The following is a 13,887-nucleotide window of genomic DNA, read 5'->3' as shown; positions in this document are numbered from 1 at the left end:
AGCTGTGACCGAATTCGTGAAGCTCGAGGTCGAGGGTGGGGTCGGGACGATCCGGCTGGACCGCCCGCCGATGAACGCGATCAGCCGCCAGGTGCAGGAGGAGCTGCTCGTCGTCTCCGCCGAGGCCACGCAGCGCGCCGACGTGCGCGCCGTGGTGCTCTACGGCGGGGAGAAGGTGCTCGCGGCGGGCGCCGACGTCAAGGAGATGGCGACGATGAGCTACGCCGACATGTCGGCGGTCGCCCGCCGGCTCTCGGCCGGGTTCGGCGCCCTCTCCTCGATCCCCAAGCCCACGGTCGCGGCCATCACCGGCTACGCGCTCGGCGGTGGCCTCGAGGTCGCGCTGGGCTGCGACCGGCGCATCTGTGGCGACAACGCCAAGCTCGGTCAGCCCGAGATCCTGCTCGGGATCATCCCCGGCGGTGGCGGCACGCAGCGCCTCACGCGCCTCATCGGCGCCCCGAAGGCGAAGGACCTGATCTTCACCGGCCGCATGGTGAAGGCGCAGGAGGCCCTGGAGATCGGGCTGGTCGACGAGGTCGTGCCGGCCGACGAGGTCTATGCCGCCGCCCGTCGCTGGGCCGAGCAGTTCGCGAACGGCCCCGCGCTGGCCCTCGCCGCGGCGAAGAAGGCCATCGACGGCGGCCTCGACGTCGACCTGCGCACCGGTCTCGACCTGGAGGCGGAGCTGTTCGCGGCGCTGTTCGCCACCGACGACCGCCAGATCGGCGTCGACTCCTTCGTGGCCAACGGCCCCGGCAAGGCGGAGTTCACCGGCCGCTGAGGCGCAGGATCGCCGTCTCGGCGCGTTCCGGCAGGACCCCGGCCGGGAACGCGCCGAGCCGGTGGTCACGTCGGGCGGCCGGTTAGGCTCCCTACCCATGAGTACGGACCCGGCCCCGAACCCGCACGCCACCGCCGAGCAGGTGGAGGCGGCGCGGCACGACGCCAAGCTCGCGAACGTGCTCTACCACGACTGGGAGGCCGGCTCCTACGACGAGAAGTGGTCGATCTCCTACGACGAGCGCTGCATCACCTACGCCGCCGACCGCTTCCGGCTCGTCGCCGGGGACACCGGGTGGCCGTACGGGCGGGCGCTGGAGCTGGGCAGCGGCACCGGGTTCTTCCTGCTCAACCTCATGCAGGCCGGGGTCGCCACGCGGGGGTCGGTCACCGACCTGTCGCCCGGGATGGTCGGGGCCGCGCTGCGCAACGCCGAGCACCTCGGCCTCGACGTCGACGGGCGGGTCGCCGACGCCGAGCGCATCCCCTACGACGACGCCACGTTCGACCTCGTCGTCGGGCACGCGGTGCTGCACCACATCCCCGACGTCGAGCTGGCCCTGCGCGAGGTGCTGCGGGTGCTCAAGCCGGGTGGGCGGTTCGTGTTCGCGGGCGAGCCGACCCGGATCGGCGACGCGTACGCCCGCCGCCTCGGTGCGCTCACCTGGAAGGCCACCACGACGCTGACGAAGCTGGGCCCGCTGAGCGGGTGGCGGCGGCCGCAGACCGAGCTGGACGAGTCGAGCCGGGCCGCGGCGCTGGAGGCCGTCGTCGACATCCACGTCTTCGACCCCGCCGAGCTGGAGGACACCGCCCGCCGCGCCGGGGCGATGGACGCGCGCGTGGTCACCGAGGAGTTCAGCGCCGCGATGCTGGGCTGGCCGGTGCGTACGTTCGAGGCCGCGGTGCCGCCAGGGAAGCTCGGGATGCGCTGGGCGATGTTCGCCTACCGCAGCTGGCAGCGGCTGTCCTGGCTCGACGAGAACGTGCTGACCCACGTCGTTCCGCGCGCGTGGTTCTACAACGCGCTGGTGACCGGGATCAAGGGCGGGCCGGTCGGGTAGTCCTACGGATCCGGCGGGCACCGGTTCGGCACGAGGATGGCGGCATGACCGCACTGCGCAGGCGCCTTCCCGTACTCGTGGGCGCGGTCAGCGCGGCGCTGGCCGTCGCCGCGGTCCTGCTGGCCGTCCAGTCGGCGCCGACCGAGACCGTCGCGCAGGCCCGCACGCACCTGACCGAGCTCGTGCTCGGGGTCGCCGGGGCGGGCGAGCCGGTCGTCGGCGAGGGGGCGGCGTGCCCGTGGCTGGGGATCGGGCCGACCAGCCGTCAGGTGCGTCCGCGGGTGGAGCTGCACCTCCCGGGTGGCCCCACCGGAGTCCTCGACGCCGCGGCGCGCTCCGGGGAGATCGTCGCCCGCGGCGCGGCGGGGGTCGAGGTCCGGGCGACGGGTGGCTACGTTCTCACCGTCCGGTCGTCGCGGGGGGGCGAGGTCGTGCTCGTGGGGGAGTCGCCGTGCGTGTGGCCGAGCGGGACGCGCACCCCGTGAACGAGGCCGAGCGCCCGCTGGAGCCGCTCTGGCGCGGGTTGCTGTTCTACCGCGTGCTGACGCTGGTCAGCACCACCGTGGTCGTGTTCGTCACGCTCGACGCCTACGCCTCCCCGGCCGGCGCCGTCGCGGTGCAGGCGGGGATGGCCGCGTGGACCGCGGTCCTCGCCCGCGGCTACTTCGGGGGGCGGCCGCGGCGGCGGCTCGCGCTCGTCGACCTCGTCGTCACCTGCGGGGTGATCGCGACGACGCCGCTGGTGCAGTCGGCCGCCCAGATCGCCGCGGACGCCCCCGTCTCCGGCTCGATCTGGACGCCGTGCGCGGTGCTCGCCTGCGCGCTGGCCGCCGGGCTGCGCGGCGGGCTGGGCGGTGCGGTCGTGCTCTGCTCGGTGCTGCTCGCGGTGTCGGCGCGCTGGCAGGACGAGGTCGGCGACATCCAGCTCATCGTGCTCGTCGCCGCGAGCATCGGGTTCGCCTCGACGGTGCTGCGCCGCCAGGCCGAGCGGCTGCGCGTCGCGGTCGCCTCGCAGGCGGCGATGGCCGAGCGGGAGCGCCTCGCCCGCGCCGTCCACGACGGGGTGCTGCAGGTGCTCGGCTACGTCCACCGCCGCGGTGCGGCGCTCGGCGGCGACGCCGCGACGCTCGCGGTGCTGGCCGGGGAGCAGGAGGTGGCGCTGCGGACCCTGCTCACCACCGGCGGTGCGCCCACCGACGTCCACGGCGACCGCGACCTGGCCGACGCCCTGCGCATGCTGGGGTCCGCGCGCGTCAGCGTCTCCACGCCGGCGTACGCGATCCGGATGCCCGCGCACGTCGTCGAGGAGCTGGTCGCGGTCGTCGGGGCGGCGCTGGCGAACGTGGCGCTGCACGTCGGCCCGGACGCGGCCGCGTGGGTGCTCGTCGAGGACCTGGGCGACGGGGTGGAGGTCAGCGTGCGCGACGAGGGCCCCGGCATCCCCGACGGGCGGCTGGCGTCGGCGGCGGAGCAGGGGCGCCTCGGGGTGTCGCGGTCGATGATCGGCCGGGTGCGCGACCTGGGGGGCACGATCACCTGCGAGACCGGCCCCGGCCGGGGCACCGAGTGGATCGTCCGGATGGCGAGGGAGCAGGCATGACCGAGATCACCGTGATGGTCGTCGACGACCACCCGATCTGGCGCGAGGGCGTGGCCCGTGACCTCACCGAGCGCGGGCTGCGGGTCGTCGCCACCGCCCCGGACGCCGCCGCGGCCGTGCGGATCGCGCTGGCCACGCGGCCGAGCGTCGTGCTGATGGACCTCAACCTCGGCGCCACGTCCGGCGTCGAGGCGATCGAGGGCATCCTCGCGAAGCTGCCGCAGACCCGCGTGCTCGTGCTGTCGCAGAGCGGCGAGCAGGCCGACGTCCTGGAGGCGGTGAAGGCGGGGGCGACGGGCTACCTGGTGAAGTCGGCGGGGGTCGAGGAGCTGCTCGCCGCGGTGCAGCGCACGGCGGCCGGGTTCCCGGTGTTCACGCCGGGGTTGGCGGGGCTGGTGCTGGGCGAGTTCCGGCGCCTGGCCGGGGAGCCCGCCGCCGAGGAGGCGCCGGTGCTGACCGAGCGCGAGACCGAGGTGCTGCGGTTGGTCGCGAAGGGCCTCACCGCGAAGCAGATCGGGGAGCGGCTCGTCGTCTCCCACCGCACGGTGGAGAGCCACGTCCAGAACACCCTGCGCAAGCTGCAGCTGCACAACCGTGTCCAGCTCGTGCGCTACGCGATCGACCAGGGCCTCGCCGACGACTGAGCCCGGACGGGTGACGCGGGGTGTCGGGGGGTTCGGGCGTCGTGTCCGGGATGGCAGGATCGGATCATGACCGCGGGGAGTCCGGTGTCCGCGGTGCTCCTGCACGGCCACCCCCGCGCCGACGCGCTGCGTTCCGGCGGGATCACGGTGCTCGGCGTCGTCGACTCCGTGGAGCAGGCGCTCGCGCTGGCCCCCGACGTGCTGGTGGTGGACCTGGCCGGCCCCGACGCGCTGGCCGCGATCGCCGCCGCCAGCGACGACGGTGCCGCGGTGCTGGCGGTGTCGGTGTCCGGGGAGCACACCGAGGTGCTGGCCGCGGTGCGTGCGGGGGCGACGGGGTACGTCGTCGACACCGGGCGTCCGTGGGACGTCGCCGATGCGGTGACCCGGCTGGCCGCCGGTCAGCCCGCCTACGGCCCCGGCCTCGCGGCGACCGTGCTGGAGGCGAGCGGCGGACCCGCGTCCCCCGACGTGCGCCTCACCGAGCGCGAGTCCGACGTGCTGCGCCTCGTCGTCGAGGGGCTGACTGCCCGCCAGGTCGCCACCCGGCTCGGCCTCTCGCCGCGGACCGTCGAGAACCACGTGCAGCACCTGCTGCGCAAGCTCCCGGTGAGCAACCGCGCGGGCCTCGTCCGCTACGCGATCGAGCACGGCCTGGCCTGAGCGGCCCGCGCGCACCGTCCGCCTCCCCGCGCACGCTCGATGGTGCGCGGGACGCCACCCGGTGCGCGTGGCCGGACGTCAGCCGAGCCGGCCCACCCGCTCCAGGACGTCGGCGAGCACGGCGTCGCAGTCGGCCTCCAGCGCCACCCGGACGACGGGTCCCTCGCCGCCCGGGACGGTCGCGCCGCGGGCCGGGCCCAGGTCGCAGGCGACCTGCACGGGCGTCTCCTCGGGCCGCAGTGTGCCGGGCCGGATCGCCTCCAGCACGGCGACGGCGTCGTGCAGCGCCACCGCGTCGACGCCGTGGCGGGCGCGGAAGGCCGCCCGGTAGTGCCCGATGATCTCCGCCAGCTCGTGCCCGCGCGGCCCGCCCGCGTCGAGGGCGGCGACCCAGTCGGGCCCGGCCGTGCAGCGGTGCGTCAGGTCCAGCGGGACCATCGTGACCGGCACGTCGGCCTGGGTGAGCACGCGGTGCGCGGCCTCGGGGTCGCAGTGCGCGTTGAACTCCGCGGCCCCGGTGACGTTGCCCGCGCCCAGTGAGCCGCCCATCCACACGATCCGCCCGATCCGCGGCGCGAGCTCCGGGTGCACCGCGAGCAGCAGAGCGACGTTGGTGAGCGGGCCGATCGGGGCGACCGTCACGGGCTCGGTCGTCTCCCGCAGCACCGCCGCCATCACCGCGACGGCCCCGCGCGGGTCGGGCTCCGCGGTGGTGTCGGGCAGGGCCGACGCGCGCCCGCCGAGGCCGTCGCCGCCGTGCCACTGCTCGGCCCGCTCGGCCCGGTCGTGCACCAGCGGCCGCGCGGCGCCCGCGGCGACCGGCACGTCGGCGCGGCCCGCCAGCGCGAGCACCCGCCCGGCGTTGCGGGTGGTCATCGACAGCGGGACGTTGCCGAAGACGGTGGTGACGGCCCGCAGGTCGACCTCGGGGGACGCGGCGGCCAGCATCAGCGCGACGGCGTCGTCGACGCCGGGGTCGGTGTCGATGATCAACGGGATCGGCATGGCGTCAGCGTAGGGGGGTTTCGCGGCCGTAACCGGGCGTTAATCGCGAGGCGCCATCGGAGTTCCTAGATTCACCGGGTCGACGGCCGTCCCCCCGCTCGCCGTCGCCCTACGTCAGGAGTCCCCGCATGATCGTGTCCCGTCGTGATGTGTTCCGCCTCACCGGCCTCGGCGCCGCCGGGTGGGTGCTGACGGCCTGCGGGGGCGGGTCGGCGGCGCCGACGCCCGCTGCGGGGGGCGGGTCGCTCGGTGAGGTCTCCGTCCAGCTGTCGTGGATCAAGAACATCGAGTTCGGCGGCGAGTTCATGGCCGACTCGAAGGGCTACTACACCGAGGCGGGCATCGATGCGGTCGAGCTCGTCAGCGGGCCGGTCGACAGCGCCGACGCCCTCGTGCTCGCCGGCAACGTCACCGTCGGCATCTCCGCCCCGGACGCCACCGCGCGCTTCATCGTCGAGCAGGGCGCGCCGCTGAAGATCATCGGCAACACGTTCCAGAAGAACCCGTTCTGCATCCTCTCGATCGAGGAGGGCAGCCCGATCCGCACGCCGGCCGACCTCGTCGGCAAGCGCGTCGGCATCCAGGCCGGCACCAACCAGCAGATCTTCGCCGGGCTGCTCGCCGCGAACTCGATCGACCCGGCGTCGGTCGAGCAGGTCGTCGTCCAGTACGAGCCGACGCCGCTCACGGAGAAGACCGTCGACGGCTTCATGTCCTTCCTCACCAACGAGCCGTTCCTGGTCAAGGCCGACGGCTTCACGCCCGTCACGCTCGCGTTCGCCGACAACGGCCTGCCGCTGACCTCGGAGTCGTTCGTCGTCCTGCAGGAGACGATCGACGACCGGCGCGACCTGCTCAAGGCGTTCCTGCTCGCCGAGGTCCGCGGCTGGAACGACGCCGTCGCCGACCCGGCTGCCGCCGCGGCTCTCGCCGTCAACACCTACGGTGCCGACCTCGGGCTCGACCTCCCCGGCCAGACCGAGCAGGCCATCGCGCAGAACGACCTGATCGTCAGCGCCGACACCGCGGCCAACGGCCTGTTCACCGCCACCGACGCCGCGATCGCCGACGTCATCGGGGCGTTGTCGGTCATCGGCATCACGATCACCGCCGAGGAGCTGTTCGACTTCTCGATCCTCGACGAGGTGTACGCCGAGAACCCCGACCTGATCGTCGGATGACCTCCACCGTCGCTCGGTCCACCCTCGATCCCGCCGCCGACCCGGCGTCGGCCACGGGCATCCACATCCGGGGGCTGACGAAGAAGTTCACGATGGGCCGCACGGCGGTGGACGCGCTCGCCCCGATCGACCTGGGCACGGTCCAGAACTCGTTCCTGTCGCTGCTCGGCCCGTCGGGGTGCGGGAAGTCGACGATCCTGCGGATCCTCGCCGGCCTGGAGTCCCCGACGGCGGGCGAGGCGCTGATCAACGGCCGCTCCACCCGGGAGATCCAGCGCGACCACCAGCTCGGCATCGCGTTCCAGGAGGCCGCGCTGCTGCCGTGGCGCACCGTCGCGGGCAACATCCGGCTGCCGCTGGAGGTCACCGGGATCACCCCGGAGCCCGGTCTCGTCGACGGGCTGATCGAGCTGGTCGGGCTCACCGGGTTCGAGAGGGCCAAGCCCGCGCAGCTCTCCGGCGGCATGCGCCAGCGCGTCGCGATCGCCCGCTGCCTGGTCGTGCAGCCGACGGTCATGCTGCTCGACGAGCCGTTCGGGGCGCTCGACGACATGACCCGCCAGCGCCTCAACGTCGAGCTGCTGCGGATCTGGACCGAGCGCCCGGCCACCACGCTGATGGTCACGCACGGCATCTCCGAGGCGGTGTTCCTCTCCGACGTGGTGGCGGTGATGAGCGCGCGGCCGGGCCGGATCGCCGAGCTGGTGGAGATCGACCTGCCCCGGCCGCGGCACCCCGACCTCGTCCGAACCCGGGAGTTCCACGCCTACGTCGACCGGCTCTCCGAGATCCTGTTCGGGAGCGCGGAGTGACCCGTGAGCGGCTCGGGGGGCTCGCGGGCGTGCTCGTGATCCTCGCCGTCTGGTGGCTCGCGTCGATCCTGCTGTTCCGGGGCAGCGGGTCGATCCCGACCCCGCCGTCGGTGTTCGCCGAGTTCGCCGACCCGCAGCGCTGGTCGTCGACGGCCGCCAACGCCACGTCGACGGTGTCGTCGGCCGCACAGGGCTACCTGTGGGGCAACCTGGCCGCGATCGCGCTGGCCGTGCTCGTCCTGCTGGTCCCGCGGCTGGAGGCTCTGGCCAACCAGGTCGCGATCGTCAGCTACTGCATCCCGCTCGTCGCGATCGGGCCGGTGATCGTCATCGTCGCGGGCCGCGACGCGCCGAACGGGGCGTCGATCGTGCTGGCCGCGATGAGCGTGTTCTTCACGACCGTCGTCGGCTGCCTGGTGGGTCTGCGCGCCGCCCCGCGCGCGAGCGTCGACCTGGTGCGCGCGTACGGCGGCTCGGCCTGGACGACGCTGCGCAAGGTCCGGGTGATCTCCGCGCTGCCCAGCCTGTTCGCCGCACTGCGGATCGCCGCGCCCGCCGCGTTCCTCGGCGCGATCCTCGCCGAGTACCTGGGCAGCGGTGGCGACTCCACCCTCGGCCGGGCGCTGATCGCCGCGCAGACGCAGTCGGACGCCCCGCTGCTGTGGTATCTCGCGCTGGTCAGCGGCCTGATCTCCGGGATCGGGTACCTGCTGGTCGGGATCGTGGCCCGGCTCGTCACCCCGTGGACGAGCACGTGATCGCCGCGCGGCTGGGCCGGGCCGTCGTCACGATCGGGATCGCCGTCGTGGTGCTGGTGGCGCTGTGGGCGGCGCTGCTGTCCCTGTTCGACGTGTCGTCGTTCGTGGGCAAGTCACCGTCCGACGTGTGGGCCTACCTGTTCTCCGACGCGCCCGAGCGCGGCGTCCGGCCGGCGTCGCTCACCGCGGAGCAGGCCCGCGCCGACAGCCTCGCGGCGCTGGGCACCACGCTGGTCAACGCGGCGATCGGGTTCGGCTCGGGCATGGTGATCGCCACCGCCGTCGCGATCGGGTTCGTGCTGTGGAAGCCCTTCGAGGTGGCGTTCCTGCCGATCGCGATGCTGCTGCGCTCGGTCCCGCTGGTCGCGATGGCGCCGTTGCTGCTCCTGGTGTTCGGGCAGGGCAAGATCGGGATCGCGGTGATCGCGGCGATCGTCGTGCTCTTCCCGGCGCTGGTGAACATCGTGCTCGGGCTCGGTGCGGCCAACCCCCAGTCCCTCGACGTCGTGCGCGTCAACGGCGGGTCCGCGCTGACGGCGCTGGTGGCGGTGCGGATCCCGTCGGCGCTGCCGCAGTTCCTCGCCTCGGCGCGGATCTCGGTGCCCGGCGCGATCGTCGGCGCGATGCTCGCGGAGTGGCTGGTCGGGTTCGAGGGGATGGGCGGGGTGCTCTCGGGCTACAAGGGCTCGGGCAACTACGGCGGCGTGTGGACCGTCGTCGCGATGTCGGTGCTGGTCTCGATCGTGCTCTACGAGGCGATGACGGTGCTCGAGGCCGCGCTGCTCGCGCGGTGGGGACCGGAGGCGGGGGTAGCTTCCCGGGTGTGAGCGTGCTCGTGGTGGGAGCGGTCAACGTCGACCTCGTCGTGGCCGCGCCGCGGCTCCCCGGGCCGGGGGAGACGGTCGTCGGCGACGGGATGGAGCGCTTCGGCGGTGGCAAGGGGGCGAACGCGGCGGTCGCGGCCGCGCGGGCCGGGGCCGCCGTCGTGCTGGTCGGGGCGGTGGGCGACGACGACCTCGGTGCCGCGGCCCTCGACGAGTTGCGCGCCGAGGGCGTCGACGTCTCCGGGGTGGCGGTGCTTCCCGGGCGGGCCACCGGGGTCGCGCTGATCGTCGTCGATGCGGCGGGGGAGAACCAGATCGCGGTGGGGGCGGGCGCCAACGCCCACGTCCCGGCGTCCGTGACCGTCCCGCCGGGCACGCGGTGCGTGCTGGTCAGCACCGAGATCAACGACGACGCCGTGCTCGCGGCGTTGCGGACCGGCATCCCGTGCGTGCTGAACCCCGCACCGGTCACCGACGCCGTGGTCGCCGCGCTCGACGCCGGGCCGATCCTCACCCCGAACCGGGGGGAGTGCCTCGACCTGGCCGCCCGCCTCGGCGCCCCCACCGACGAGGTGGGCGTAGCGGCACGACGGATCCGGGAGCGGACCGGGGCGCCGGTCGTGGTGACGCTGGGCGGTGCCGGGGCGCTCGTCGTCGACTCCGTCGTCGAGACGGTCCCGGCTCCCACGGCGACCGTCCGCGACACCACGGGGGCCGGCGACACGTTCAACGGCGTGCTCGCCGCGCGGCTGGCGGCGGGCGACGCCCTCGCCGACGCGGTGCGGGTCGCGGTGCGCGCCGCGTCGGTCTCGGTGGGGGCCGTCGGCGCGCGGGCCGGGATGCCGACCGGCTGATCTACTCCGACCGCGTCGGTTCGCTCTCGTCGTCGGACTCGAGGTCGGTCGCGGCGCGGTCGGCCGCGCCCCCGCTGCCACCCGGGTCCGTGTCGGGAGTGTCCTCGGCGGAGGCGTCGGCGGCGGCGTGCACGCGGTCGTCGCCCGGCTCGGCCCGGGTGGGGTTGTCGACGCGGCGGGAGACGACGCGGTCGAGCTCCTCGTCAGATGTGGTCATCTCCGCAGGTACCCGCTTCCGGTCGCACCGACACGGCCGGTCAGGCGCCGCACCCCCGCACGCTGACCATCCCCGTACCCCGTCGACGACCTCGTGTCCCGGCTCACGCCGGCCGGCGCGGGGGCGTCCGGCATCATCGGCGCATGACGAGCATGTGGGGGTCGCCGCTGCGCGACCGCTGGGCCGGGCGCCGCGACCCCCGTCAGGCCCGCTTCCTCACCCTCGCCTCGCTGCGCTGGGTGCTGCGCAACCGGGCGTACACGCCCTGGTACCTGGTCCGCTACTGGCGGCTCCTGCGCTTCCGGGCGGTGAACCCGCACGTGGTGCTGCGCGGCATGGTGTTCCTCGGCAAGCGGGTCGAGCTGCACGCCCGCGCCGGGTACGGGCGCCTGGAGATCGGCCGCTGGGTGCACATCGGCGACGGCAACTCCCTGCGCTGTCACGAGGGGTCGCTGCGGATCGGCGACAAGGTCGTGTTCGGCAAGGACAACACCGTCAACTGCTACCTCGACGTCGAGATCGGTGCGGCCACGATCGTCGCCGACTGGTGCTACGTCACCGACTTCGACCACCGCATCGACGACGTCACCATCCCGATCAAGGACCAGGGGATCGTCAAGACGCCGGTGCGGATCGGGCCGGACTGCTGGATCGGCACGAAGGTGTCGGTGCTGCGGGGCACGCGGGTGGGCCGGGGCTCGGTGCTCGGCGCCCACGCGGTCGCGCGCGGTGACGTCCCGGAGTACTCGATCGCCGTCGGGGCGCCGGCGCGGGTGGTGCGCAACCGGCTCGACGACTACCGCGCCGCCGCCGACGAGCGGGCCGCGATCGCCGACATCGCCCGCAAGACCGCCGCGGCGGTGCAGGAACGCATCGCCCGCGCTGAATCGATGTGAGCTGTGTCCGAGTCGGTAACAGCGTCGCCGCTCCGGCCGTTGGTCAGGTGGAAGCGCACACCGACCCGAAGGAGCTCCCGATGAACGACCGCACCGTCTCGCGCCTGCAGGAGCTCGAGGTGTCCTACACCGTCGCCGTCAACGAGGCGGTCGCCGAGGACCGCGACGACCTGGTTCGCGAGCTCGTCGCCGAGTACCCGAACGCGATCGCGGTGGCCCTCTCGCAGGACGCGGCCTGATCTACCTGTCGAACACGTTCCCCGTGGGGATCTTCGGGCGGGCCAGCTCGATCGGCCCGCCCGCCGTCGTGCGTGCGTAGACCTCCGCGGTCGCGGCGGCGATGTGCGTCCAGTCGAACTCGTCGCCCAGCCGCGTCCGCGCGGTGCGGGCCCGCCGTCGCGCGGATGCCGGGTCGGTGAGGACCCGTCCGACGGCTCGGGCGAGCGCCGGCACGTCGCCGGGTGGGAACGAGATCCCGCTGACGCCGTCGACGACGATGTCGCCCAGCCCGCCCGCGGTCGACGCCACCAGTGGCGCCCCCGCCGCGGCCGCCTCCAGCGCGACGATGCCGAACGGCTCGTAGCGGCTGGGGAGCACGACCGCGTCGACGCCCGCGAGCAGCGCGGCGAGGTCGGCGTCGGGCAGGTGCCCGAGGAACGCGACGCTGCGTCGGACACGGTGGGTGCGCACGGCGTCGTCGAGGAGTTCCGTCGCGGTGCCGGTCCCGGCGACGAGCAGCCGCGTGCCCGGGTGGGCCCGTCGGATCCGCGGGAGTGCGGCGATCAGGTCGTGGACGCCCTTCTCGTACTCCAGGCGGCCGAAGTACAGCAGCAGCGGCGCGCCGTCGGGGGAGTGGTGCTCGCGGGCCGCTACGACCCGCCGCCGCGGCACGCGCCAACTGCGTTGCTCGATCCCGTTGTGCAGCACAGTGATCGGGGCGGGGTCGAGGTCGAACAGCTCGGCCACCTCGCCGCGCATCGCCGCCGAGCAGGTGACGACGGTGTCGGCGCGGTTCGCCAGCCACCACTCCGTGGAGTGCACCTGACGGCTCGTCGGCGAGGACAGCCAGCCGTTGAACCGGCCCGCCTCGGTCGCGTGGATCGTGGCGACGAGCGGGGTGCCCAGTACGTCGGCGAGCGCGATCGCGGGGTGGGCGACGAGCCAGTCGTGGGCGTGGACGACGTCCGGGCGCCAGTCCGCGAGGCGGGTGAGGGCGGCGCGGACCATCGCGTGACCCATCGCGAGCGTCCACGCCACCATGTCGCGCGCGAACTCCAGGTGCGCGGGGTCCTCGGCGACCCGCAGCACGCGCACCCCGTCCCGGGTGTCGAGGCTGGTGGGGTGGGTGCCGGCGTCGCTGCCGGTGGGGTGGCGGGCCAGCACGACGACGTCGTGGCCCGCCGCGGCCAGCTCGGTGGCCAGCGCGTGCACGTGCCGACCCAGCCCGCCGACCACGACCGGGGGGTACTCCCAGGACACCATCAGCACCCGCATCGACAGAACCTACTAGCCGGTACGGGTAGGCCCCCGGCGCACCCCACCCCGCGAGTCGGGGCGGGGCAGCGCGCGAGCCGGGCCCCACCCGTCCGCGAGTCGCCAGTTCTGCGCCCGCGAGTCGCCAGTTCCGCGCCCGCGAGTCGCTGGATTCCCGGCCTGCGGTCCGGTCGGACCGTTCGGTGGCCCGAGCTCTCACGGGCGGGAGAACAGCGACTCGCGGGCGTCGATCTCGCGACTCGGGGGCGCAGGAACGGCGACTCGCGGGGTCAGATCAGGGGGTTGTGTTCGCTCGCCACCACTGCCCCGGGTTCCGCTCCGGGGATGAACTTGCGCCAGTCACCGCTCACCATCGTCGGGGCGTCGACCACGCGCACGCCGTCGGCGAAGTAGGTGGTGGCGAGCACCGTGCGCGGGGCGGTCGTGCGGTTGGCGGCCGCGGTGTGGAAGCAGTGGGCGGAGTGGAAGCTCATCTCGCCCGCCGCGAACGGCCCGTCCTCGACGTCGACCTCGTGCGCCCGGAACGCCTCGGACACCCCGCGGTCGTACGTCGTGCCGTGCTTGTCGAACTCGACGTCCTCGACCAGCCGCCACGTGTCGGCGCCGCGCGCGAACGCCAGCGGCCCCATCTCGCGCGGCGTGGGCTGCAGCGGGATCCACGCCGTCAGGACGTCGGCGGAGGCGAGCGGGAAGTGGTGCGCGTCGAAGTGCCACGGGGTGCGCCCCGCGCCGGGCTCCTTCGACAGCGCGTTGTCGTGGTAGAGCCGCACCTGCCCGACCCCGAGCAGCCCGGCCGCGATCCCGCCGATCCGCGGCGAGAGCACCGCGGCGCGCAGCAGCGGGTCGTCGAGCCACATCATCTCCAGGCTCTGGAACCCGACGGCGGGGTCGACGGCGGCGTCGAGCATCTCGCGCACCCGCACCCGCAACCGCTCCAGGCCGCCCGGGGGAGAGCACCCTCGGCAGCCTGACGAACGAGTCCGCGCGGTACGCCGAGATCTGCGCGTCGGTGAGCGGGTAGGGCTCGGCGAGCTCGGCGGCCAGGGCGACGTCGGAGGGGAGAGGGCCGGGGTCGTGCGGCGCGGGGTCGGT

At 74.3% G+C, this 13,887-nt stretch carries 17 protein-coding genes; 13 read left to right on the top strand and 4 right to left on the bottom strand.

The window, feature by feature from the left end:
- The first annotated feature begins 4 nt into the window (after positions 1 to 4).
- The 6 genes from I4I81_RS16535 (at position 5) to I4I81_RS16510 (ending at position 4,754) form a co-directional block, all read left to right on the top strand.
- Entirely contained in the window at positions 5 to 784 is a 780-nt protein-coding gene (locus tag I4I81_RS16535) for an enoyl-CoA hydratase/isomerase family protein (protein ID WP_218601695.1), read from the top strand.
- A 97-nt stretch (positions 785 to 881) separates the two neighbouring features.
- Positions 882 to 1,847: a class I SAM-dependent methyltransferase gene (locus I4I81_RS16530; RefSeq protein WP_218601696.1), complete on the top strand. Its 966-nt coding sequence runs from the start codon at positions 882 to 884 to the stop codon at positions 1,845 to 1,847.
- A 44-nt stretch (positions 1,848 to 1,891) separates the two neighbouring features.
- A complete protein-coding gene (locus tag I4I81_RS16525; protein WP_218601697.1) occupies positions 1,892 to 2,332 on the top strand; it encodes a hypothetical protein in 441 nt (146 codons plus the stop codon).
- A complete protein-coding gene (gene macS / locus I4I81_RS16520) occupies positions 2,299 to 3,447 on the top strand; it encodes a MacS family sensor histidine kinase (protein WP_226363406.1) in 1,149 nt (382 codons plus the stop codon). Before I4I81_RS16525 ends, macS begins: the two co-directional genes overlap by 34 nt.
- On the top strand, positions 3,444 to 4,091 hold the full coding sequence (locus tag I4I81_RS16515; RefSeq protein ID WP_218601698.1) for a response regulator: 648 nt from the start codon (positions 3,444 to 3,446) through the stop codon (positions 4,089 to 4,091). Before macS ends, I4I81_RS16515 begins: the two co-directional genes overlap by 4 nt.
- Before the next feature lie 66 nt (positions 4,092 to 4,157).
- Positions 4,158 to 4,754 carry a response regulator transcription factor gene (locus I4I81_RS16510; protein ID WP_218601699.1) on the top strand — a complete coding sequence of 199 codons (597 nt, stop codon included), beginning with the start codon at positions 4,158 to 4,160 and terminating at the stop codon, positions 4,752 to 4,754.
- Between the two features lie 78 nt (positions 4,755 to 4,832).
- On the opposite strand, the gene I4I81_RS16505 is transcribed toward I4I81_RS16510, so the two are convergent.
- Positions 4,833 to 5,759, bottom strand: coding sequence for a nucleoside hydrolase (locus I4I81_RS16505; RefSeq protein WP_218601700.1), 927 nt, complete (start codon positions 5,757 to 5,759; stop codon positions 4,833 to 4,835).
- A 128-nt stretch (positions 5,760 to 5,887) separates the two neighbouring features.
- On the opposite strand from I4I81_RS16505, the gene I4I81_RS16500 reads away from it, so the two are divergent.
- Genes I4I81_RS16500 through I4I81_RS16480 form a run of 5 tightly spaced genes read left to right on the top strand, consistent with a single transcriptional unit; the run spans position 5,888 to position 10,188 of the window.
- Positions 5,888 to 6,940, top strand: a complete 1,053-nt coding sequence (locus tag I4I81_RS16500; protein WP_218616157.1) for an ABC transporter substrate-binding protein — start codon at positions 5,888 to 5,890, stop codon at positions 6,938 to 6,940.
- Positions 6,937 to 7,752, top strand: coding sequence for an ABC transporter ATP-binding protein (locus I4I81_RS16495; protein WP_218606031.1), 816 nt, complete (start codon positions 6,937 to 6,939; stop codon positions 7,750 to 7,752). Before I4I81_RS16500 ends, I4I81_RS16495 begins: the two co-directional genes overlap by 4 nt.
- Positions 7,749 to 8,510, top strand: a complete 762-nt coding sequence (locus tag I4I81_RS16490) for an ABC transporter permease (RefSeq protein ID WP_218606030.1) — start codon at positions 7,749 to 7,751, stop codon at positions 8,508 to 8,510. The genes I4I81_RS16495 and I4I81_RS16490 overlap by 4 nt, the downstream gene beginning before the upstream one ends.
- On the top strand, positions 8,495 to 9,337 hold the full coding sequence (locus I4I81_RS16485) for an ABC transporter permease (RefSeq protein ID WP_218606029.1): 843 nt from the start codon (positions 8,495 to 8,497) through the stop codon (positions 9,335 to 9,337). Before I4I81_RS16490 ends, I4I81_RS16485 begins: the two co-directional genes overlap by 16 nt.
- Positions 9,334 to 10,188, top strand: coding sequence for a PfkB family carbohydrate kinase (locus tag I4I81_RS16480; protein WP_218616156.1), 855 nt, complete (start codon positions 9,334 to 9,336; stop codon positions 10,186 to 10,188). The genes I4I81_RS16485 and I4I81_RS16480 overlap by 4 nt, the downstream gene beginning before the upstream one ends.
- Position 10,189: 1 nt before the next feature.
- On the opposite strand, the gene I4I81_RS16475 is transcribed toward I4I81_RS16480, so the two are convergent.
- Positions 10,190 to 10,405, bottom strand: a complete 216-nt coding sequence (locus I4I81_RS16475) for a hypothetical protein (protein WP_218606157.1) — start codon at positions 10,403 to 10,405, stop codon at positions 10,190 to 10,192.
- Positions 10,406 to 10,548: 143 nt separating this feature from the next.
- Between I4I81_RS16475 and I4I81_RS16470 the strand changes: the two genes are divergently transcribed.
- Positions 10,549 to 11,301: an acyltransferase gene (locus I4I81_RS16470; RefSeq protein WP_218606156.1), complete on the top strand. Its 753-nt coding sequence runs from the start codon at positions 10,549 to 10,551 to the stop codon at positions 11,299 to 11,301.
- A gap of 80 nt (positions 11,302 to 11,381) precedes the next feature.
- Positions 11,382 to 11,540, top strand: a complete 159-nt coding sequence (locus I4I81_RS16465; RefSeq protein WP_218606155.1) for a hypothetical protein — start codon at positions 11,382 to 11,384, stop codon at positions 11,538 to 11,540.
- Position 11,541: 1 nt separating this feature from the next.
- Here I4I81_RS16465 and I4I81_RS16460 read toward each other — a convergent pair whose 3' ends face one another.
- Positions 11,542 to 12,795, bottom strand: a complete 1,254-nt coding sequence (locus I4I81_RS16460; RefSeq protein WP_218616155.1) for a glycosyltransferase family 4 protein — start codon at positions 12,793 to 12,795, stop codon at positions 11,542 to 11,544.
- A 269-nt stretch (positions 12,796 to 13,064) separates the two neighbouring features.
- A complete protein-coding gene (locus I4I81_RS16455) occupies positions 13,065 to 13,703 on the bottom strand; it encodes a phytanoyl-CoA dioxygenase family protein (RefSeq protein ID WP_218616154.1) in 639 nt (212 codons plus the stop codon).
- Positions 13,704 to 13,887 lie beyond the last annotated feature (184 nt).

Source organism: Pseudonocardia abyssalis (assembly GCF_019263705.2).
In the GTDB taxonomy this organism is placed as follows: domain Bacteria; phylum Actinomycetota; class Actinomycetes; order Mycobacteriales; family Pseudonocardiaceae; genus Pseudonocardia; species Pseudonocardia abyssalis.
This window is presented reverse-complemented; position numbering and strand designations above follow the sequence as displayed.